This is a genomic window from Thalassotalea sp. G20_0, from assembly GCF_017744175.1.
Taxonomy (GTDB): Bacteria; Pseudomonadota; Gammaproteobacteria; order Pseudomonadales; family Endozoicomonadaceae; genus Endozoicomonas.
Genome location: NZ_JAGHQV010000026.1, coordinates 1 through 23652, shown reverse-complemented (window position 1 = coordinate 23652; position 23652 = coordinate 1). Strand labels below are relative to the sequence as shown.

9 protein-coding genes are annotated in these 23652 nt (G+C 50.4%); 8 read left to right on the top strand and 1 reads right to left on the bottom strand.

Annotation, left to right across the window (positions count from 1 at the left end; genetic code table 11):
- The first annotated feature begins 50 nt into the window (after nucleotides 1-50).
- The 7 genes from J7438_RS15800 (at nucleotide 51) to J7438_RS15770 (ending at nucleotide 20831) form a co-directional block, all read left to right on the top strand.
- Complete coding sequence (locus J7438_RS15800) at nucleotides 51-2192, top strand: RAP domain-containing protein (protein ID WP_209277310.1); 2142 nt, start codon at nucleotides 51-53, stop codon at nucleotides 2190-2192.
- A gap of 147 nt (nucleotides 2193-2339) precedes the next feature.
- Nucleotides 2340-5051 carry a DUF1601 domain-containing protein gene (locus J7438_RS15795; RefSeq protein ID WP_209277309.1) on the top strand — a complete coding sequence of 904 codons (2712 nt, stop codon included), beginning with the start codon at nucleotides 2340-2342 and terminating at the stop codon, nucleotides 5049-5051.
- A gap of 105 nt (nucleotides 5052-5156) precedes the next feature.
- The gene (locus J7438_RS15790) at nucleotides 5157-8174 is read left to right on the top strand and encodes a DUF1601 domain-containing protein (RefSeq protein ID WP_209277308.1); all 3018 of its coding nucleotides are present in this window, start codon (nucleotides 5157-5159) and stop codon (nucleotides 8172-8174) included.
- 148 nt (nucleotides 8175-8322) lie between these two features.
- Nucleotides 8323-11076: an RAP domain-containing protein gene (locus J7438_RS15785; RefSeq protein WP_209277307.1), complete on the top strand. Its 2754-nt coding sequence runs from the start codon at nucleotides 8323-8325 to the stop codon at nucleotides 11074-11076.
- A 224-nt stretch (nucleotides 11077-11300) separates the two neighbouring features.
- Nucleotides 11301-14582, top strand: coding sequence for an RAP domain-containing protein (locus tag J7438_RS15780; RefSeq protein ID WP_209277306.1), 3282 nt, complete (start codon nucleotides 11301-11303; stop codon nucleotides 14580-14582).
- Nucleotides 14583-14820: 238 nt separating this feature from the next.
- A complete protein-coding gene (locus J7438_RS15775) occupies nucleotides 14821-17583 on the top strand; it encodes an RAP domain-containing protein (protein ID WP_209277305.1) in 2763 nt (920 codons plus the stop codon).
- 224 nt (nucleotides 17584-17807) lie between these two features.
- Nucleotides 17808-20831: a DUF1601 domain-containing protein gene (locus tag J7438_RS15770; RefSeq protein WP_209277304.1), complete on the top strand. Its 3024-nt coding sequence runs from the start codon at nucleotides 17808-17810 to the stop codon at nucleotides 20829-20831.
- 21 nt (nucleotides 20832-20852) lie between these two features.
- On the opposite strand, the gene J7438_RS15765 is transcribed toward J7438_RS15770, so the two are convergent.
- Nucleotides 20853-21074: a hypothetical protein gene (locus J7438_RS15765; RefSeq protein WP_209277303.1), complete on the bottom strand. Its 222-nt coding sequence runs from the start codon at nucleotides 21072-21074 to the stop codon at nucleotides 20853-20855.
- Between J7438_RS15765 and J7438_RS15760 the strand changes: the two genes are divergently transcribed.
- Nucleotides 21069-23652: DUF1601 domain-containing protein (locus tag J7438_RS15760; protein ID WP_209277302.1), on the top strand; the 2584-nt coding region annotated here is incomplete at its 3' end. The genes J7438_RS15765 and J7438_RS15760 overlap by 6 nt on opposite strands.

Here is a 23652-nt window from a genome sequence, read left to right as displayed (position 1 = left end):
CAGAACAGCAGTCTGCTTTTTATATTTTCATGAATTAATGAAATATAATTATGGATAGAAGTTCTGCAGGTATTAGTGGTCAATACACAAGATCAGATAACGGTTACAACCAACCGAATGATCATGCCGCTTCCAGGCGTGGGCTATATAAACAAGCCACAGTCAGACAGTGGGATAATACCCCACGCACACCCCCGGGGCGTAATAAATTTTACCATTCTTCTGCCGCAGGCCCTTCTCAATATCTACTGCACCGTTCAGTAAACCCTGCTCAAAATTTTCATGCTCTCACCAAACAGAAAATAATGGCTGGTCTGGTGAGTAAATCGGATCGTTTCGGTCATCGCTATGATGGGAGAGATCACGGCCTATATGCCAGTTCAGTTAAAAAATACACGTCAGCGTCTAATCGACCTTTAAATCGAGGGGAACAAAGCCAGCTGATGCGTTTACTGCAAAATTTCACAGCAACGCGGAGCTGGAATTGGCGAAGCCTGACAACAACACTGCACTCATTTACTTCAGCGGGTGTTTTTACCCCTCATAGACCCATAGATGAGCGTGTTCAGCACACTCAAGCTGCCTTATTATCGACGCTACTGGATGCAATAATATTCAAGTGCAACCAAAAACCTGAAGCCAGTGATATTGGTGCTCAGGAAATTGCTAACCTGCTGTGGGCCATAGCGAAACTGGTGGATAATGGGCTGGAGCGGACACCAGAGCTCAAAGAGGCTGTGGCCGCGCTGTTACCCCAAGTGAACGCACAGAAAACCAACTTTAAACCACGGGGTATCACCAACCTGCTTTGGGCCATGGCGAAACTGGTGGACAATGGGCAGAAGCGGACACCAGAGCTCAATGAGGCCGTAGCCGTGCTGCTGCCTCACGTGAACGCAAAGAAAGACCAATTTGATAACCAGAATATTGCCAACCTGCTGTGGGCCATGGCGAAACTGGTGGACAACGGGCAGAAGCGGACACCAGAGTTCAATGAGGCCGTAGCCGTGCTGCTGCCTCACGTGAACGTACAGAAAGACCAATTTATTCCTCAGGGTATCGCCAACCTGCTGTGGGCCATGGCGAAACTGGTGGACAACGGGCTGGAAAAAACACCAGAGCTCAAAGATGCTGTGGCCGCGCTGTTGCCCCTCGTGAACGCACAGAAAGACCAATTTAATGCCCAGGGCATCGCCAACCTGCTGTGGGCCATGGCGAAACTGGTGGACAACGGGCAGGAGCAGACTCTAGGGCTCAACGAGGCCCTTGCCGCGCTATTGCCCCTCGTGAACGCACAGAAAGACCAATTTAATGCCCAGGGCATCGCCAACCTGCTGTGGGCCATGGCGAAACTGGTGGACAACTGGCAAGAGTGGACACCAGAGTTTAAAGAGGCTGTGGCCGCGCTGTTGCTCCACGTAAACGCACAGAAAGCTAATTTTATACCACAGGAAATCGCCAACCTGCTGTGGGCCACGGCCAAACTGGGTGAACTCGTTGAGCTGAACGTGGCTACCTCTACGTTCGAATCGCTCGTCTATCAAATCAGTGAGAACCAGCAGTTTTCTCAGAAAGAGATATTGATGTCTCTCTGGGGAGTCATGGTATGCTGTGCCAGGTTGGCTCTAGACTCCAATGCCAATAAAAATAACGTGCTTGAAAAGCACATGGATGACCTGTTTACCCGTCTGGAAAATACATTCCTGCACAATGAAGAGGATCAACGCACCATTGCCCAGGCCGCAAGTTGGCTTGGCAGAGCCTGTCCGGTCGTCCCCCATTACCAGACAGCCATTTCAAAAAAACAGGCCGACTTCCACGATCAACTCCAATTATCTATTCCATCTTTGAAGATCGAAGAAGAAAAGAGCCTCAACTCATTACCTCCGGTTGACCTGCTACTGCCCGATCACAACATGGTGATTGAAGTTCAGGGCCCCTCTCATTACGTGGGTGGTGATTTCAAAACCAGGAATGGTTCGACTCTGCTTAAAATCGCACTGCTGCAAAAAGCAGGATTTGAGGTCATTGAAATCCCGGCTAACCAGCTTTTGAACAAAGATTTAATGAAACCATATATTGATCAAATAAAGATCAGGGTAAGCATCGCGTCACAAGGTCATGACTGTGTATCACTTAAAAGAGGGTGGGCAGGTGCTGCATACATTACTGCCGAAGAACATTCAGAATAGCAAACCAACCCAGCAAAGAGGAAGAAAACAAGCAGCCAGTAATCGCCTTCCTCCCATCATGACTCAAGTAAACTTTTCCGCAAAATGAACTTCTGGGCAGAACAGCAGTCTGCTTTTTAAATTTTCATGCATTAATGAAATATAATTATGGATAGAAGTTCTGCTGGTATCAGTGGTAAATACACAAGATCTCATAACGGTTACAACCAACCGAATGGCCATGCCGCTTCCAGGCTTGGGCGATATAGACAAGCCACAGTCAGACAGCGGGATAATACCCCACGCACAACCCCGGGGCGTAATAAATTTTACCTTTCTTCTGCCGCAGGACCTTCTCAATATCTACTGCGGCGTTCAGTAAACCCTGCTCAAAATTTTAATGCCCTCATCAAACCAGAAATAATGGATAGTCTGGTTAGTAAATCGGATCGTTTCGGTCATCGCTATGATGGGAGAGATCACGGCCTATATGCCAGTTCAATTAAAAAATACACGTCAGCGTCTAAAAGGCCTTTAAATCGAGCGGAACAAAGCCAGCTGATGCGTTTACTGCAAAATTTCACAGCAACGCGGAGCTGGAATTGGCGAAGCCTGACGACAACACTGCACTCATTGACTTCAGCGGGTGTTTTTACCCCTCATAAACCCATGGATGAGCGTGTTAAGCGTACTCAAGCCGCCTTATTGTCGACGCTACTGGATGCAATAATATTCAAGTGCAACCAAAAGCCTCCCGCCAGGGATATTGATGCCCAGGGAATCGCCAACCTGATGTGGGCCATGGCGAAACTGGTGGACAGCGGGCAGAACCGGATACCAAAACTCAAAGATGCCGTGGCCGTGTTGTTGCCCCATGTGAGCGCACAGAAAAAACAATTTATTCCTCAGGGAATCGCCAACCTGCTGTGGGCCATGGCAAAACTGGTGGACATCGGGCAGGAGCGGACACCAGAGCTCAACGAGACCGTGTCCACGCTGTTGCCCAGCGTGAACGCACAGAAAACTGAATTTAAACCACAGGAAATCAATAACCTGCTATGGGCCATGGCGAAACTGGTGGACAACGGGCAGAAGTGGGCATCAGGGCTCAAAGAGGCTGTGGCCGTAATGTTGCCCCACGTGAACGCAGAGAAAGACCAGTTTATTCCTCAGCATATCGCCAACCTGCTGTGGGCCATGGCGAAACTGGTGGACAACGGCCAGCAGCGGACACCAGAACTCAAAGAGACTGTAGCCGCGCTGTTACCCCGCGTGAGTGCACAAACAGACCAGTTTAATGCCCAGGGAATCGCCAACCTGCTGTGGGCCATGGCGAAACTGGTGGACAACGGGCTGGAGCCGACACCAGAGCTCAACGAGGCCGTGGCTGCCCTGTTGCCCCATGTGAACACACAGAAAGACCAATTTGATGCCCAGGCTATCGCCAACCTGCTGTGGGCCATGGCGAAACTGGTGGACAACAGGCAGGAGCGGACACCAGGGCTCAACGAGGCCATGGCCGCGCTATTGCCCCACGTGAATGCACAGAAAGACCAGTTTATTCCTCAGCATATCGCCAACCTGCTGTGGGCCATAGCGAAACTGGTGGACAAAGGACTGGAGCGGTCACCAGGTCTTAACAAAACCGTGGCCGTGCTGTTGCCCCAAGTGAATACACAGAAAGCTAACTTTAAACCACAGGAAATCGCCAACCTGCTGTGGGCCATGGCGAAACTGGTGGACAAAGGGCTGAAGAAAACACCAGAGTTCAAAGAGGCCGTGGCCGCGCTGTTGCCTCACGTGAACACACAGAAAGCTCACTTTAAACCACAGGAAATCGCCAACCTGCTGTGGGCCATTGCGAAACTGGTTGACAGCGGGCAGGAGCAGACACCAAAACTCAACGAGACCCTGGCCGCGCTTTTACCTCACGTGAACGCACAGAAAGACCAATTTATTCCTCAGCATATCGCCAACCTGCTGTGGGCCATGGCGAAACTGATGGACAACGGGCAGGAGCAGACACCAGAGTTCAACGAGGCCGTGGCCGCGCTGTTGCCCCTTGTGAACGCACAGAAAGATCAATTTATTCCTCAGAATATCGCCAACTTGCTGTGGGCCATGGCGAAATTGGGCGAACTCGTTGAGCTGAACATGGTTACCTCTACGTTCGAATCACTTGTCTACCGGATCAGTGACAACCCTCAGCTTTCTCAGCAAACGATATTGATGTCCCTCTGGGGAGTAATGGTATGCTGTGCCAGGTTGTCTATGGACTGTAATACCAATAAAAATAGTGTGCTTGAAACGCACATGGATGACCTGTTCACTCGCCTGGAAAATACCTCCCCAGACAATGAAGAGGAACAATCCATCATTGCCCTGGCCGCAAGTTGGCTTGGCAGAGCATGTCCGGTCGTCCCCCATTACCAGACAACCATTTCAAAAACACAAGCCGACTTCCGCGATCAACTCAAATCATCTATTCCATCTTTGAAGATCGAAGAGGAAAAGAGTCTGAACTCATTACCTCCGGTTGACCTGCTTCTGCCAGATCACAACATGGTTATTGAAGTTCAGGGATCGTCTCATTACGTAGGTGGTGATTTCAAAACCTGGAAGGGTTCGACTCTGCTTAAAATCGCACTGCTGCAAAAAGCAGGATTTGAGGTCATTGAAATCCCGGCTAACCAGCTTTTTAACAACGATTTAATGAAACCATACATTGATCAAATAAAGACCAGGATAGGCATCACGCCACAGGAGCATGGCTCTGTACCACTTAAAAAAAGGTGGACAGGTGCTGCACACGTTACTGCCGAAGAACATTTAGCAGAGCAAACCAACCCAGCAAAGAAGAAGAAAACAAGCAGCCAGTAATCGCCTTCCTCCCACCATTACTCAAGTAAACTTTTCCGCACAATGAACTTCTGGGCAGAACAGCAGTCTGCTTTTTATATTTTCATGAATTAATGAAATATAATTATGGATAGAAGTTCTGCTGGTATCAGTGGCAAATACACAACTCCAGATAACGGTTACAACCAACCGAATGGCCATGCCCCTTCTTCAAGGCGTGGGCGATACAGACATACCACAGTCAGACAATGGGATACCCTCCCCCGCACTGCACCGGGTCGCAATGAATTTTATCAGTCTTCTGGCACACGCTCTTCTCAATATCTACTGCGCCGTTCTGTAAACCCGGCCCCGGATTTTAATGCCCTCCTCAAACAGGAAATAGTGGCTGACCTGGTGAGTAAATCGGAACGTTTCGGTCATCGCTATGATGGGAGAAATCACGGTCAGTATGCCAGTTCAATAAAAAAATACTCATCAGCAGCTAAAAGACCGTTAAATCGAGCGGAACAAAGCCAGCTGATGCGTTTGCTGCAAAATTTCACAGCAACACGGAGCTGGAATTGGCGGAGCCTGACGACAACACTTCATTCATTGACGTCAGCGGGCGTTTTTATCCCTCATAAACCCATGAATGAAGTTGTTAAGCGTACTCAAGCTGCCTTATTGTCAACGCTACTTGATCCAATAATATCCAAGTGCAGGCAAAAACCTCCAGCCAGGGATATTGATGCCCAGGGTGTCGCCAACCTGCTGTGGGCCATGGCAAAACTGTTGGACAACGGGCAGGAACGGACACCAGAGTTCAACCAGGCCGTGGTCGCTTTGTTACACCACGTGAACGCACAGAAAGACCAATTGAATGCCCAGCATATTACCAACCTTCTGTGGGCTATGGCGAAACTGGTGGAAAAAGGGCAGGAATGGACACCAGTGCTTAAAGAGGCCATAGCCGCGCTGTTACCCCACGTAAACGCACAGAAAGCTAAAAAACCGCAGGAAATTGCCAACCAGCTGTGGGCCATTGCAAAAATGGTGGACAACGGACTGCAGCGAACACAAAGGCTCAAACAGACCGTGGCCGCACTGTTGCTCCTCGTGAATACACAGAAAGCCAACTTTGCACCACAGGGTATCACCAACCTGCTGTGGGCCATGGCGAAACTAGTGGACAACGGGCAGGAGCTGACGCCAGAGCTCAAAGCGGCAGTGGCTGCACTGTTGCCCCAGATGAATACACAAAAAGACCAATTTATTCCTCAGCATATCGCCAACCTGCTGTGGGCCATGGCGAAATTTCTAGACAACGGACTGGAGCGGACACCAGAGATCAACGACGCCACAGCCACGCTGTTGCCCCTCGTGAACAGGCAGAAACACCAATTTAATACCCAGGGTATCACCTGTGTGTTGTGGGCCATGGCAAAACTGGCAGACAACGTGCAGGATTGGACACCAGGGCTCAATGGGACCGTAACTGCCCTGTTGCCTCACGTGAACGCACAGAAAGACCAATTTATTCCCCAGCATATCGCCAACCTGCTGTGGGCCATGGCGAAACTGGTAGACAGCGGGCAGAAACTGACACCGGAGCTCAAAGAGACCCTGGCTTTACTTTTGCCCCGCGTGAACATACAGATAGACCAATTTATTACCCAGGGCATCGCCAACCTGCTGTGGGCCATCGCGAAACTGGTGGACAACGGGCAGAAGTGGACACCAGGGCTCAACAAGGCCGTGGCCCTGCTTTTGCCCCGTGTGAGCGCTAAGAAAACTAACTTTAAACCCCAGGAAATCGCCAACCTGATTTGGGCCATGGCAAAACTGGTGGACAACAGGCTGAACTTGACACCAAGCCTCAAAAAGGCCGTGGCCGCGCTGTTGCCCCACGTGAACGAACAGAAAGACCAATTTATGCCTCAGCATATCGCCAACCTGCTGTGGGCCGTGGCGAAACTGGTGGACAACGGGCAGGCGCAGACACCAGACATCAAAAAAGCCGTGGCCATGCTGTTGCCCCAGGTGAACGCACAGAAAGCTAACTTTAAACCACAGGAAATCGCCAACCTGCTGTGGGCCATGGCAAAACTGGTGGACAACGGGCAGGAGCGGACACTCAAGCTCAACGAGGCCGTGGCCGTGCTATTGCCCCACGTGAACAGACAGAAAGCAAACTTTAAACTACAGGAAATCACCAACCTCCTGTGGGCCATGGCAAAACTGGTGGACAACGGACAAGGGTGGACACCAGAGCTTAAAGAGGCCGTGACTGCCCTGTTGCCACACGTAAACACACAAAAAGACCAGTTCATTCCTCAGCATATCGCCAACCTGCTATGGGTCATGGCAAAACTGGTGAATAACGGGCAGGAGCGGACACCAGAATTCGAAGAGGCCGTCACCGCGCTGTTGCCCCACATAAACACACAGAAAGCTAACTTTAAACCACAGGAAATTGCTAACCTGCTGTGGGCCGTGGCGAAACTGGGAGAACTCGTTGCGCTGAAGGTGGTTACCTCTACGTTCGAATCGCTTGTTTACCGAATCAGTGAAAATCCTCAGCTCTCTCAGAAAGACATATTGATGTCGCTCTGGGGAATAATGGTATGCTGTGCCAGGTTGTCTCTGGTCTCCCATGACAATAAAAATAACAGGCTTGAAATGTACATGGATGACCTGTTTGCTCGTCTGGAAAATACCTCCCCGGACAATGTAGATGATCAACGCATCATTGCCATGGCCGCAAGTTGGCTTGGCAGAGCCTGTCCGGTCGTCCCCCATTACCAGAACATCATTTCAAAACCTCAATCCGACTTCCGCAATCAACTTCAATCATGCATTCCCTCTTTGAAAATTGAAGAAGAAAAGAGTCTGAACTCATTACCTCCGGTGGACCTGATACTGCCAGATTACAACATGGTGATTGAAGTTCAGGGATCGTCTCATTACGTGGGTGGTGATTTCAAAACCAGGAATGGTTCTACTCTGCTGAAAATCGCACTGCTGCAAAAAGCAGGATTTGAGGTCATTGAAATTCCGGTTAACCAGCTTTTGAGCCAGAATTCGATTAAACGATGTATTGATCAAATAAAGACCAGGGCAGATATCCCGCCACAGGGGCATGGCTTTGTATCAATTACTTAAACACGGCACAGATCACCCATATTTTACTGCCGATAAAGGATGGCAAGATCTCTGTTACTTTTACGTTTATAGATATTTCAGCAAAATGAACTTCTGAAAAGAACCGCAGTCTGCTTTTTATATTTCCATGAACTAATGAAATATAATTATGGATAGAAGCTCTGCGGGTAGCAGTGGTCAATACACAAGACCAGATAATTACTACAACCGACAGGATGGCCATCCCATTTCTCCTTCAAGGTGTGTTCAATATAGACATGGTCCAGTCAGACAGAGGGATAATCCCCTCCGCGCTACCCCGGGGCGCAATGAATTTTACCATTCTTCAGCTGCACGCCCTTCTAAATATCTACTGTGTCGTTCAATAAACAATGCTCGAGATTTTAATGGTCTCATCAAACAGGAGATCATGGATGGTCTGGTGAGTAAATCGGATCGTTTCGGTCATCGCTATGATGGGAGAGATCACGGTCTATATGCCAGTTCAATTAAAAAATACACGTCAGCGTCTAAAAGACCGTTAAATCGAACAGAACAAAGCCAGCTGATGCGTTTGATGCAAAATTTTACCGCAACGCCGAGCTGGAATTGGCTAAGCCTGACCACAACACTTCATTCATTGACTTCAGCCGGTGTTTTTACTTCTCATCAACCCATGGATGAGCGTGTTAAGCAAACTCAGGCTGCCATACTGTCAACGCTACTTGAGGCAATCATATTCAAGTGCAACCAAAAACCTCACGTCATGGATATTGATGCCCAGGGTGTCGCCAACCTGCTGTGGGCCATGGCGAAACTGGTGGACAACGGGCAGGAGCGAACACCAGAGTTCAAAAAGGCCGTGGCCGTGTTGTTGCCCCATATTAACGCGCAGAAAGACCAATCTAATGCCCAGGGTATCGCCAACCTGCTATGGGCCATGGCGAAACTGGTGGACAACGGGCCACAGAGGATGCCAGGGTTTAACGAAACCGTGGCCGCGCTGTTGCCCCATGTGAGCGCACAGAAAGCTAACTTTACACCACAGGGTATCGCCAACCTTCTGTGGGCCATGGCGAAACTGGTGGACAACGGGCAAAAGCGAACACCAGAGTTCAACGAGGCGTTGGCTGCGCTGTTGCCCCACGTGAGCGCAGCGAAAGCTAACTTTAAACCACAGGGTATCGCCAACCTGCTGTGGGCCATGTCAAAACTGATGGACAACGGGCAGGAGCGGACACCAGGGCTCAAAGAGGCTGTGGCCACACTGTTGCCCTACGTGAACGCAAAAAAAAACCAATTTATTCCTCAGCATATCGCCAACCTGCTGTGGGCCATGGCAAAACTGGTGGACAAGGGGCTGGAGCAGACACCGGGGCTCAACAAGGGCGTGGCCGCGCTGTTGCCATTCGTGAACGCACAGAAAGCTAACTTTAAACCACAGGAAATCGCCAACCTGCTATGCGCCATGGCGAAACTGGTGGACAACGGGCTGGAGCGGACACCGCTGCTCAAAGAGACCGTGTCCGCCCTGTTGCCACTCGTCAACACAGCGAAAGCTAACTTTAATCCACAAGAAATCGCCAACCTGCTATGGGCCACGGCGAAACTGGTGGACAACGGACTGGTTCGGACACCACAGCTCAACGAGGCCGTGGCCGCGCTGTTGCCTCAAGTGAGCGCAGCGAAAGCTGACTTTAAACCACAAGAAAGCGCCAACTTGCTGTGGGCCATGACGAAACTGCTGGACAACGGGGAGTATAGGACACCAGGGCTTAAAGAGGCCGTGGCCTCGCTGTTGCCACACGTGAACGCACAGAAAGATAACTTTACACCACAGGGTATCGCCAACCTGCTGTGGACCATGGCGAAACTGGTGGATAACGGGCAGGAGCGGACATCAGTGTTTAACGAGGCCGTGGCTGCGCTGTTGCCTCACGTGAACGCAGCGAAAGCTAACTTTAAACCACAGGGAATCGCCAACCTTCTGTGGGCCATGGCGAAACTGATGGAGAACGGGGAGTGGACATCAGAACTCAACGAGGTCGTGGCCGCGCTGTTGCGCCACGTGAACACACAGAAAGCTAACTTTAAACCACAGGAAATCGCCAATCTGCTGTGGGCCACGGCGAAACTGGGTGAGTTCGTTGAGCTGAACCTGGTGACCTCTGTGTTCGAATCGCTTGTTAACCGAATCAGTGAAAACCCTCAGCTCTCACAGAAAGACATATTGATGTCTCTCTGGGGAGTACTGGTTTGCTGTGCCAGATTGTCTCTGGACTCCAATTACAATAACTGGCTTGAAAAGCACATGGATGACCTGTTTACCCGTCCGGAAATTACATTCCTGCACAATGAAGAGGATCAACGCATCATTGCCCAGGCCGCAAGTTGGCTTGGCAGAGCGTGTCCGGTCGTCCCCCATTACCAGACTACCAGGTCAAAACGTCAATCCGACTTTCGCGATCAACTCCAATCATGCTTTCCCTCTTTGCAGATTGAAGAAGAAAAGAGTCTGAATTCACTGCCTCCGGTTGACCTGCTACTGCCAGATCACAACATGGTAATTGAAATTCAGGGGCCCTCTCATTACGTGGGTGGTGATTTCAACACCAGGAATGGTTCGACTCTGCTTAAAATCGCACTGTTGCAAAAAGCAGGATTTGAGGTCATTGAAATTCCGGTTAACAGGCTTTGTAATCAGGATTTAATGAAACCATACATTAATCAAATAAAGACCAGGACAGGCTTCCCGCCACAGGAGCATGGCTCTGTATCGCTGAAAAGAAGGTGGGCAGATGCGGCATACGTTACTGCTGATAACGGCAGGCAACCCTCAGATCATGGTTACCTGACTGCAGAAGAACATTCAGAGGATCAAACCGGTAAACCCGCTAAAAGGAAGAAAACAAACAGCCAGTAATTGCCTTCCTCCTATCAAGACTCAAGATCCGTTTTCACATGCCGGAAAGGAATGCCAGTGTTGTACACCTGTTGCCCCGGATGATTTGAAAATAACGGGTTGATGGCATCAGGAGTAGATGTGTTTCCCCAACCGTTTACGTTTATAGACGTTGCAGCAAAATGAACTTTTGAACAAAACAGCAGTCTGCTTTTTATATTTTCATGAATTAATGAAATATAATTATGGATATAAGCTCTGCTGGTATCAGTGGTCAATACACAAGATCAAATAATGATTACAACCAACCGAATGACCATGCCGCTTCTTCAAGGCGCGGACGATATAGACAAACCACAGTCAGACAATGGGATCCTCCCTCCAGGACAGCCCCAAGGCGTAATGAATTTCACCATTCTTCTGCCGCACACTCTTCTCAATATCTACTGCGCCGTTCAGTAAATCCTGCTCAAGATTTTAATGGGCTCACCCAACAGGAAATAATGGAAGGTCTGCTGAGTAGATCGGACCGTTTCGGTCATCGCTATGATGGGAGAAATCACGGGCAATATGCCAGTTCAATTAAAAAATACACGTCAGCTGCTAAAAGACCGTTAAATCGAGCGGAACAAAGCCAGCTGATGCGTTTGCTGCAACATTTCACAGCAACACGGAGTTGGAATTGGCGAAGCCTGACGACATCACTTCATTCATTGACTTCAGCCGGTGTTTTTACTCCTCATAAACCCATGGACGAGCGTGTTAAGCGTACTCAGGCTGCCTTATTGTCAACGCTACTTGATGCAATAATATTCAAGTGCAACCAAAAACCACAAGCCAGGGATATTGATGCCCAGGGTGTCGCCAACCTGCTGTGGGCCATGGCGAAACTGGTGGACAATGGGCAGGAGCGGACACCAGAACTCAACATAGCCGTGGCCGCGCTGATGTCACACGTGAACGCACATAAAGACCAATTTATTCCCCAGCATATTGCCAACCTGCTGTGGGCCATGGCGAAACTGGCGGACAAAGGGCAAGAGTGGACGCCAGAGCTTAACGAGGCCGTGGCCGCCCTGTTGCCCCATGTGAACGCTCAGAAAGACCAATTTATTCCTCAACATATCGCCAACATACTGTGGGCCATGACGAAACTGGTGGACAACGGGCAGGAGCGGACACCAGAGATCAAAGAGGCCATGGCCGCGCTGTTGCCCCACGTAAAAACACTGAAAGCTAACTTTAACCCCCAGGAAATCGCCAACCTGCTGTGGGCCATGGCGAAACTGGTGGACAACGGGCAGGGGCAGACACAAGAGCTCAACGAGGCAGTGGCCGAACTATTGCCCCACGTGAACGCTCAGAAAGCTAACTTTAAACCACAGGGGATCGTCAACCTGCTGTGGGCCATGGCGAAACTGGTGGACAACGTGCAGGAGTTGACACCAGAGCTCAAAGAGACCGTGGCTGCGCTGTTGCCCCGGGTGATCGCACAGAAAGCTAACTTTAGCCCACGGGAAATCGCCAACCTGCTGTGGGCCATGGCGAAACTGGTCGACAACGGGCAGAACCGAACAGCAGAACTCAGCGATGCCGTGGCCGCGCTGTTGCCCCACGTGAACGCACAGAAAGACCAATTCAAGACACAGGGTATTGCCAACCTGCTGTGGGCCATGGCGAAACTGGTGGACAACGGGCAAAAGCAAACACCAGGGCTCAACGAGACCGTGGCCGTGCTGTTGCCAGACGTGAACGTACAGAAAGCTCACTTTAAACCTCAGGAAATCACCAGCCTACTGTGGACCATGGCGAAACTCGTGGACAATGGACAGGAGTGGACACCAGAGCTTAAAGAAGCCGTGGCCGCACTGTTACCCCAAGTGAACGCGCAGAAAAACCAATTTAATGCCCAGGGTGTTGCCAACCTGCTGTGGGCCATTGCGAAACTCGTGGACAACGGGCAGGAGCAGACACCAGGGCTCAACGAGGCTGTGGCCGCGCTGTTGCCCCACGTGAACGCACATAAAGCTCACTTTAAACCACAGGAAACCACCAACCTGCTGTGGGCCATTGCGAAACTCGTGGACAACGGGCAGGAGCAGACACCAGGGCTCAACGAGGCCGTGGCCGCGCTGTTGCCCCACGTGAACGCACAGAAAGCTCACTTTAAACCACAGGAAACCACCAACCTGCTGTGGGCCATTGCGAAACTGGTCGATAGTGGGCAGGAGCGAACACCAGGGCTCAACAAGGCCGTGGCCGCGCTGTTGCCCCATGTGAACGCACAGAAAGCTCACTTTAAACCACAGGGTATCGCCAACCTGCTGTGGGCCATGGCGAAACTGGTGGATAACGGGCTGGAGCAGGCACCAGGGCTCAACGAGGCCGTGGCCGCGCTGTTGCCCCACGTGAACGCACAGAAAGACCAATTTAAGACACAGGCTATTGCCAACTTGCTGTGGGCCATGGCAAAACTGGCGGACAAAGGGCATGAGGGGACACCAGAGCTCAAAGAGGCCTTGACCGCGCTATTGCCACACGTGAACGCACAGAAAGCTAACTTTGGACCACAGGAAATCGCCAACCTGCTTTGGGCCATGGCAAAACTGGTGGACAACGGACAGGAACAGACACCGGGGCTCAACGAGACCGTGGCCGTGCTGTTGCCCCACGTGAACGCAATGAAAGACCAATTTATTCCTCAGCAAATCGCCAACCTGCTGTGGGCCATGGCAAAACTGGGTGAGCTCGTTGAGCTAAACGTGGTTAAATCCACGTTCGAATCTCTTGTCCACAGAATCAGTCAAAACTCTCAGCTCTCTCAGCAAGTAATATTGATGTCTCTCTGGGGAGTAATGGTATGCTGTGCCAGGTTGTCTCTGGTCTCCAATGCCAGTAAAAATCTTGAAAAGCACATGCATGACCTGTTTACCCGCCTGGATAATACATCCCCAGGTACTAAAGAGAATCAATCCATCATTGCCATGGCCGCCAGTTGGCTTGGGAGAGCATGTCCGGTCGTCCCCCATTACCAGACCATCATTTCAAAACTTCAATCCGACTTCCGCGATCAACTCCAATCATGCATTCCATCTTTGAGGATTGAAGAAGAAAAGAGTCTGAATTCATTACCTCCGGTTGACCTGCTACTGCCAGATCACAACATTGTTATTGAAATTCAGGGCCCCTCTCATTACCTAAGTAATGATTTCAAAAACCGAAATGGTTCGACTCTGCTTAAAATCGCATTGCTGCAAAAATCAGGATTTGAGGTTATTGAAATCCCGGTTAACCAGCTTTGGAACAAAGATGTAATGAAACGATGTATTGATCAAATAAAGATCAGGGTAAGCATCCCGCCACAGGGTCATGACTCTGTATCACTTAAAAGAGGCTGGACAGATGAGGCATACGTTACTGCTGATAAAGGCAGGCAACCCTCAGATCACGGTTGCTTGACTGCCGAAGAACATTCGGAGGAGCAAACCGGTAAACCGGCAAAGAGGAAGAAAACAAACAGCCAGTAATCGCCTTCCTCCCATCATGACTCAATAACCTTATTCACATTCCAGGGAAGGAGTGCCAGCGTTGAACACCTGTTACCCATGAATCTTGCCCCTGGTGATTTGGCAATAACGGATGGGTGACATCAGGAGTAGATGTGTTTCCCCAACCGTTTACGTTTATAGATATTTCAGCAAAATGAACTTTTGAACAGAACAGCAGTCTGCTTTTCATATTTCCATGAATTAATGAAATATAATTATGGATAGAAGCTCTGCTGGTATCAGCGGTCAATACACAAGATCAGGTAATTATTACAACCGACCAGATGGCCATGTCACTTCTTCTTCAGGGCGTATGCAATATAGACATGGCCTGGTCAGACAGATGGATAACCCCCTCCGCACTACCCCGGGGCGCAATGAATTTTACCATTCTTCTACTGCACGCTCTTCTCAATATCTACTGCGGCGTTCTGTAAACTCTGCTCAAGATTTTAATGCTCTCATCAAACGGGAAATAATGGCTGGTCTGGTGAGTAAATCGGATCGTTTCGGTCATCGCTATGATGGGAGAAATCACGGGCAATATGCCAGTTCAATTAAAAAATACACGTCAACTGCTAAAAGACCGTTAAATCGAGCGGAACAAAGCCAGCTGATTCGTTTGCTGCAAAATTTTACCGCAACGCGGAGCTGGAATTGGCGAAGCCTGACGACAACACTTCATTCATTTACTTCAGCGGGTGTTTTTACCCCGTATAAGCCCATTGATGAGCGTGTTCAGCTCACTCAAGCTGCCTTATTGTCCACTCTGTTTGATCCAATAATAGTCAAGTGCAACCAAAAATCTCAAGCCAGGGATATTGATGCCCAGGGAATTGCCAACCTGCTGTGGGCCACAGCGAAACTGGTGGACAGCGGGCAGGAGCGGACACCAGAGCTCAAAGAGGCTGTGGCCGCGCTGTTGCCCCACGTGAACGCACAGAAAGCCCACTTTAAACCACAGGAAATCGCCAACCTGCTGTGGGCCATAGTGAAACTGGTGGACAGCGGGCAGGAGCGGACACCAGAACTCAACGAGGCTGTGGCCGCGCTGTTGCTCCTCGTGAACGCACAGACAGCTAACTTTAAACCACAGGAAATCGCCAACCTGCTTTGGGCCATGGCAAAGCTGGTGGATAACGGGCAGGAGCAAACACCAGAAATCAAAGAGGCCGTGGCCACGCTGTTACCCCACGTGAACGTACAGAAAGACCAATTTATTCCTCAGGGTGTCGCCAACTTGCTGTGGGCCATGGCGAAACTGGTGGACAAGGGGTACGAGCAGACACCAGAGTTCAACGAAACGGTGGCTGCGCTGTTGACCTGCGTGAACGCACAGAAAGCTCACTTTAAACCACAGGAAATCGCCAACCTGCTGTGGGCCATAGTGAAACTGGTGGACAGCGGGCAGGAGCAGACACCAGAACTCAACGAGGCCGTTGTCAGGCTGTTGCTCCTCGTGAACACACAGAAAGCTCACTTTAAACCACAGGGTATCGCCAACCTGCTGTGGGCCATGGCGAAACTGGTGAACAACGGGCAGGAGCAGACACCAGGGCTCAAAGAGACCGTGGCCACGCTATTGCCCCACGTGAACGCACAGAAAGACCAATTTCTTCCTCAGCATATCGCCAATCTGCTGTGGGCCTTGGCAAAAATGGTGGACAATGGGCAGGAGTGGTCACCATGGCTCAAAGAGACCGTGGCAGCGCTGTTGCACCACGTGAAAGTACAGAAAGACCAATTTAATGCCCAGGATATTTCCAACCTGCTATGGGCCATGGCTAAGCTGGTGGACAATGAGCAGGAGCGGACACCAGAGATCGAAGAAGCCGTGACCGCACTGTTGCCCCACGTGAATACTCAGAAAGAGCAGTTTATTCCTCAGCATATCGCCAGCCTGCTGTGGGCCATGGCAAAGCTGGTGGATAACGGGCAGGAGCAAACACCAGAAATCAAAGAGGCCGTGGCCACGCTGTTGCCCCGCGTGAACGTACAGAAAGACCAATTTATTCCTCAGCATATCGCCAACCTGCTGTGGGCCATGGCGAAACTGGTGGACCACGGGCAGGAGCAGACACCAGAGTTCAATGAGGCCGTGACTGCGCTGTTGCCTCACGTGAAGGCACAGAAAAACCAGTGTAATGCCCAGGATATTGCCAACCTGCTGTGGGCCATGGCGAAACTGGGCGAACTCATTGAGCTGAACGTGGTAACCTCCACGTTCAAATCGCTTGTCGACCGAATCAGTGACAACCCTCAGTTCTCTGAGCAAGCGATATTGATGTCCCTCTGGGGAGTAATGGTAGGCTGTGCCAGGTTATCTCTGTTTCCAAATACCAGTAAAGGTAACGTGCTGGAAAAGCACATGGATGACCTGTTTATTCGCCTGGAAAATACATCCCCGGACAATGAAGAGGACCAACGCATCATTGCGATGGCCGCAAGTTGGCTTGGGAGACCGTGTCCGGTCGTACCCCATTACCAGACAATCGTTTCAAAACGTCAATCCGACTTCCGCAATCAACTCCACTCATGCATTCCATCTTTGAGGATTGAAGAAGAAAAGAGTCTGAATTTATTACCTCCGGTTGACCTGCTACTGCCAGATCACAACATGGTAATTGAAATTCAGGGTCCCTATCATTACGTGGGTGGTGATTTCAAAACCAGGAAGGGTTCGACTCTGCTGAAAATCGCACTGCTGAGAAAATCAGGATTTGAGGTCATTGAAATTCCGGTTAACATGCTCTTGAGTCAGTATTTAATGAAACCATACATTGATCAAATAAAGACCAGGATAGGCTGCCCGGCACAGGTGCATGGCTCTGTATCACTTAAAAGAAGGTGGGCAGATGCGGCATACGTTACTGCTGATAAAGACAGGCAACCCTCAGATCACGGTTACTTAACTGCCGAAGAACATTCAGATGAGCAAATCGGTAAACCCGCAAAGAGGAAGAAAACAACCAGCCAGTAATTGCCTTCCTCCTATCATGACTCAAGATCCGTTTTCATATGCCGGAAAGAAATGCCAGTGTTAAACACCTGTTGCCCCGGATAATTTGAAAATAACGGATTGATGACATCAGGAGTAGATGTGTTTCCCCAACCGGTTACGTTTACACACATTCCAGCAAAATGAACTTCTGAAAAGAACCGCAGTCTGCTTTTTATACTTTCATGAATTAAAGAAATATAAATATGGATAGAAACTCTGCTGGTATCAGTGGTCAATACACAAGATCAAATAATGATTTCAACCGACAGGATGACCATGCCGCTTCTTCAAGGCGTGTGCAATATAGACATGGCACAGTCGAACAGTGGGATAATCCCTTCCGTACTATCCCGGGGCGTAACGAATTTTACCACTTTTCTGACGCATGCTCTTCTCAAAATCTAATGTTCCGATCAGTGAACCCTGCTCAAGATTTTAATGCTCTCATCAAACAGGAAATTATGGATGGTCTGGTGAGTAAATCGGATCGTTTCGGTCATCGCTATGATGGGAGAAATCACGGTAAATATGCCAGTTCAATTAAAAAATACACGTCAGCTGCTAAAAGACCGTTAAATCGAGCGGAACAAAGCCAGCTGATACGTCTACTGCAAAACTTTAAAGCAACACGGAGCTGGAATTGGCGAAGCCTGACGACAACACTTCATTCATTGACTTCAGCGGGTGTTTTTACCCCTCATAAACCCATGGATGAGCGTGTCAAGCTTACTCAAGCAGCCTTATTGTCAACGCTACTTGATGCAATCATATTCAAGTGCAACCAAAAACCTCAAGCCAGGGATATTGATGCCCAGGGTGTTGCCAACCTGCTGTGGGCCATGGCGAAACTGGTGGACAATGGGCAGGAGCGGACACCCGAGTTCAACATGGCCGTGGCCGCGCTGTTGCCCCACGTGAACGCACATAAAGACCAATTTATTCCTCAGCATATTGCCAACCTGCTGTGGGCCATGGCGAAGCTGGTGGACTACGGGCAGGAGTTGACACCCGGGCTCAAAGTAACTGTGGCCGCGCTGTTGCCCCACGTGGAGGCACAGAAAAACCAATTTATTCCTCAGGAAATCAACAACTTGCTGTGGGCTATGGCGAAACTGGCAGGCAACGGGCAGGAGCAAATACCAGAGCTCGAAGAGGCCGTGGCCGTGCTGTTACCCCACGCGATAGCACAGAAAGACCGATTTAAGCCTCAGGATGTCGCCAACCTGCTGTGGGCCATGGCGAAACTGGTGGACAACGGACAGGAGCAGACACCAGAGTTCAATGAGGCCGTGGCCGCGCTATTGCCCCAAGTGAACGCACAAAAAAACCAATTTAATCCTCAGCATATCGCCAACCTGCTGTGGGCCATGGCGAAATTGGTGGACAACGGCCAGCAGCGGACACCGGTTTTCAACGAGGCCGTGGCCGCGCTGTTGCCCCACGTAAACGCGCAAAAAAACCAATTTAACCCTCAGCATATCGTCAACCTGCTGTGGGCCATGGCGAAATTGGTGGACAACGGCCTGCAGCGGACACCAGGGTTCAACGAGGCCGTGGCCGTGCTGTTGCCCCGGGTAAACGCCTATAAAGACCGATTTAATGCACAGGGTATCACCAACCTGCTGTGGGCCATGGCGAAATTGGTGGACAACGGCCTGCAGCGGACACCGGTTTTCAACGAGGCCGTGGCCGCGCTGTTGCCTCACGTGAACGCACAGAAAGACCAATTTAAAGCCCAGGCTGTCACCAACCTGCTATGGGCCATGGCGAAACTGGTGGACACCAGGCAGGAGCAGATACCAGAGCTCAGAGAGGCCGCGGCCGCGCTGTTGCCCCACGTGAACACACAGAAAACCCAATTCATTCCCCGGCATATCACCAGCCTGCTTTGGGCCATGGCGAAACTGGTGGACAATGGCCAGCGACAGACACCGGAGTTCAAAGAGACCGTGGCAGCGTTGTTGCACCGGGTAAACAAGGAAATAGAGCAATTTAATGCCCAGGGTATTTCCAACCTGCTATGGGCCATGGCTAAGCTGGTGGACAATGAGCAGGAGCGGACACCAGAGATCGAAGAAGCCGTGACCGCACTGTTGCCCCACGTGAATACTCAGAAAGAGCAGTTTATTCCTCAGCATATCGCCAGCCTGCTGTGGGCCATGGCAAAGCTGGTGGATAACGGGCAGGAGCAAACACCAGAAATCAAAGAGGCCGTGGCCACGCTGTTGCCCCGCGTGAACGTACAGAAAGACCAATTTATTCCTCAGCATATCGCCAACCTGCTGTGGGCCATGGCGAAACTGGTGGACCACGGGCAGGAGCAGACACCAGAGTTCAATGAGGCCGTGACTGCGCTGTTGCCTCACGTGAAGGCACAGAAAAACCAGTGTAATGCCCAGGATATTGCCAACCTGCTGTGGGCCATGGCGAAACTGGGCGAACTCATTGAGCTGAACGTGGTAACCTCCACGTTCAAATCGCTTGTCGACCGAATCAGTGACAACCCTCAGTTCTCTCAGCAAGCGATATTGATGTCCCTCTGGGGAGTAATGGTATGCTGTGCCAGGTTATCTCTGGTTCCCAATACCAGTAAAGGTAACGTGCTGGAAAAGCACATGGATGACCTGTTTATTCGCCTGGAAAATACATCCCCGGACAATGAAGAGGACCAACGCATCATTGCGATGGCCGCAAGTTGGCTAGGGAGACCGTGTCCGGTCGTACCCCATTACCAGACAATCGTTTCAAAACGTCAATCCGAATTCCGCAATCAACTCCAATCATGCATTCCATCTTTGAGGATTGAAGAAGAAAAGAGTCTGAATTCATTACCTCCGGTTGACCTGCTACTGCCAGATCACAACATGGTGATTGAAGTTCAGGGACCGTCTCATTACGTGGGTGGTGATTTCAAAACCAGGAAGGGTTCGACTCTGCTGAAAATCGCACTGTTGCAAAAAGCAGGATTTGAGGTCATGGAAATCCCGGTTAACATGCTTTGGAACTGCGATTCAATGAAACGATGTATTGATCAAATAAAGACCAGGATAGACATCCCACCACAGGGTCATGGCTCTGTATCACTTAAAAGAAAGTGGTCAGATGAGGCATACGTTACTGCTGATAAAGGCAGGCAACCCTCAGATCACGGTTACTTGACCGCCGAAGAACATTCAGATGAGCAAGGCGGTAAACCAGCAAAGAGGAAGAAAACAAACAGCCAGTAATCGCCTTCATCCCATCATGACTCAAGAACCGTTTTCACATTCCGGGAAGGAATGCCAGTGTTGAACACCTGTTGCCCATACATCCCGCCCCGAATGATTTGAAAATAATGGATGGGTGGCGTCAGGAGTAGACGTGTTTCCCCAATCGCTGACCTTTATCAACATTCCAGCAAAATGAACTTCTGAAAAGAACCACAGTCTGCTTTTTATATTTCCATGAATTAATGAAATATAATTATGCACAGAACCTCTGCTGGTATCAGTAGTCAATACACAAGATCAGATAATGATTACAAGCGACCGAATGGCCATAGCCCTTCTTCAAGGCGTGTACAATATAGACATGGCCCAGTCAGACAAAGGGATAATCCCCGCCGCACTATCCCGGAGCGCAATGAATTTCACCAATCTTCTACTGCACGCTCTTCTCAATATCTACTGCAGCGTTCTGTAAACTCTGCTCAAGATTTTAATGCTCTCATCAAACGGGAAATAATGGCTGGTCTGGTGAGTAAATCGGATCGTTTCGGTCATCGCTATGACGGGAGAAATCACGGTCAATATGCCAGCTCAATTAAAAAATACACATCAGCTGCTAAAAGACCGTTAAATCGAGCGGAACAAAGCCAGCTGATGCGTTTGCTGAAAAATTTCACAGCAACGCGGAGCTGGAATTGGCGAAGCCTGACAACAACACTTCATTCATTTACTTCAGCGGGTGTTTTTACCCCTCATAACCCAATGGATGAGCGTGTTAAGCTTACTCAAGCTGCATTATTATCAACACTACTTGATGCAATAATATTTAACTGCAACCAAAAACCTGAAGCCAGGGATATTGATGCTCAGGAAATCTCCAACCTCCTGTGGGCCATGGCGAAACTGGTGGATAACGGACAGGAGCTGACACCAGAGTTAAAAGAGGCCGTGGCCGCGCTGTTGCCCCACGTAAAAGTACAGAAAGACCAATTTATTCCTCAGCATATCGCCAACCTGCTGTGGGCCCTGGCGAAACTCATGCACAACGGGGAGTGGTCAGCAGAGCTTAATGGAGCTGTGGCCGCGCTGTTACCCCGCGTAAACGCACAAATAACGAACTTTAAACCGCAGGAAATCGCCAACCTGCTGTGGGCCATAGCAAAACTGGTGGACAACGGGCAGGAGCAGACATCAGAGCTCAACGAGGTCGTGGCCACGCTGTTGCCCTGCGTGAACGTACAGAAAGCTAACTTTAAACCACAGGAAATCGCCAACCTGCTGTGGGCCATAGCGAAACTGGTGGACAACGGGCAAAAGCAAACTCCAGGGCTCAACGAGGCCGTGGCCATGCTGTTGCCCCACGTGAACGCACAGAAAGCTAACTTTAAACCACAGGGTATCGCCGCCCTGCTGTGGGCCATGGCGAAACTGGTGGATAACAGGCTGGAGCAGGCACCAAGGCTCAACAAGGCCGTGGCCGCGCTGTTACCCTACGTGCACGTACAGAAAGACCAATTTAATGCCCAGGGTATCCCTAACCTGCTGTGGGCCATGGCGAAACTGGTGGACAACGGGCTGGAGCAAATACCAAGACTCAAAGAGGCCGTCGCCGCCCTGTTGCCTCACGTGAACGCACAGAAAGACCAATTTAATGCCCAGGGAATCGCCAACCTGCTGTGGGCCATGGCGAAACTGGTGGACAACGGCCAGGAGCAGACACCAGAGCTCAACAAGGCCGTGGCCGCGCTGTTGCCCCAGGTGAACGTACAGAAAGACCAATTTATTCCTCAGGGTGTCGCCAACCTGCTGTGGGCCATGGCGAAACTGGTGGACAACGGCCAGGAGCAGACACCAGGGCTCAAAGAGACCCTGGCCGCGCTCTTGCCCCACGTGAACGCACAGAAAAACCAATTTATTCCTCAGCATATCGCCAACCTGCTATGGGCCATGGCAAAACTGGTGGACAACGGGCTGGAGCAAACACCAAGACTCAAAGAGGCCGTCGCCGCCCTGTTGCCCCACGTGAACGCACAGAAAGACCGATTTAATACCCAGGAAATCGCCAACCTGCTGTGGGCCATGACAAAACTGGTGGACAATGGACAGGAGCGGACACCAGAATTCAAAGAGGTCGTGACCGCGCTGTTGCCTTACGTGAACACACAGAAAGCTAACTTCGAACCACAGGGTATCACCAACCTGCTATGGGCCATGGCGAAACTGGTAGACAACGGGCAGGAACGGACACCAGGGCTCAAAGAGGCCGTAGCCGCGCTGTTGCCCTACGTGAACGCACAGAAAGGCCAATTTATTCCTCAGCATATCGCCAACCTGCTGTGGGCCATGGCGAAACTGGGGGACAACGGGCTGGAGCGGATACCACAGCTCAAAGAGGCCGTGGCCGCACTGCTGCCCTTTGTTAGCGCACAGAAGGCTAACTTTAAACCACAGGAAATCGCCAACCTGCTGTGGGCTATGGCGAAATTGGTAGATAGCGGGCAGGAGCGAACACCAGGGCTCAACAGGGCCGTGGCCGCCCTGTTGCCCCACGTGAACGCACAGAAAGACCGATTTAATACCCAGGAAATCACCAACCTGCTGTGGGCCATTGCGAAACTGGGTGAGCTCGTTGAGCTAAACGTGGTTAAATCCACGTTCAAATCTCTTGTCCACCGAATCAGTCAAAACTCTCAGCTCTCTCAGCAGGTAATATTGATGTCTCTCTGGGGAGTAATGGTATGCTGTGCCAGGTTATCTCTGGTTCCAAACACCAGTAAAGGTAACGTGCTGGAAAAGCACATGGATGACCTGTTTATTCGCCTGGAAAATACATCCCCGGACA

Coding starts and splice junctions, on each gene's coding strand:
- J7438_RS15780 (WP_209277306.1), top strand. CDS start 11,301: ATGGATATAAGCTCTGCTGGTATCAGTGGTCAATACACAAGATCAAAT.
- J7438_RS15770 (WP_209277304.1), top strand. CDS start 17,808: ATGGATAGAAACTCTGCTGGTATCAGTGGTCAATACACAAGATCAAAT.
- J7438_RS15800 (WP_209277310.1), top strand. CDS start 51: ATGGATAGAAGTTCTGCAGGTATTAGTGGTCAATACACAAGATCAGAT.
- J7438_RS15795 (WP_209277309.1), top strand. CDS start 2,340: ATGGATAGAAGTTCTGCTGGTATCAGTGGTAAATACACAAGATCTCAT.
- J7438_RS15785 (WP_209277307.1), top strand. CDS start 8,323: ATGGATAGAAGCTCTGCGGGTAGCAGTGGTCAATACACAAGACCAGAT.
- J7438_RS15775 (WP_209277305.1), top strand. CDS start 14,821: ATGGATAGAAGCTCTGCTGGTATCAGCGGTCAATACACAAGATCAGGT.
- J7438_RS15790 (WP_209277308.1), top strand. CDS start 5,157: ATGGATAGAAGTTCTGCTGGTATCAGTGGCAAATACACAACTCCAGAT.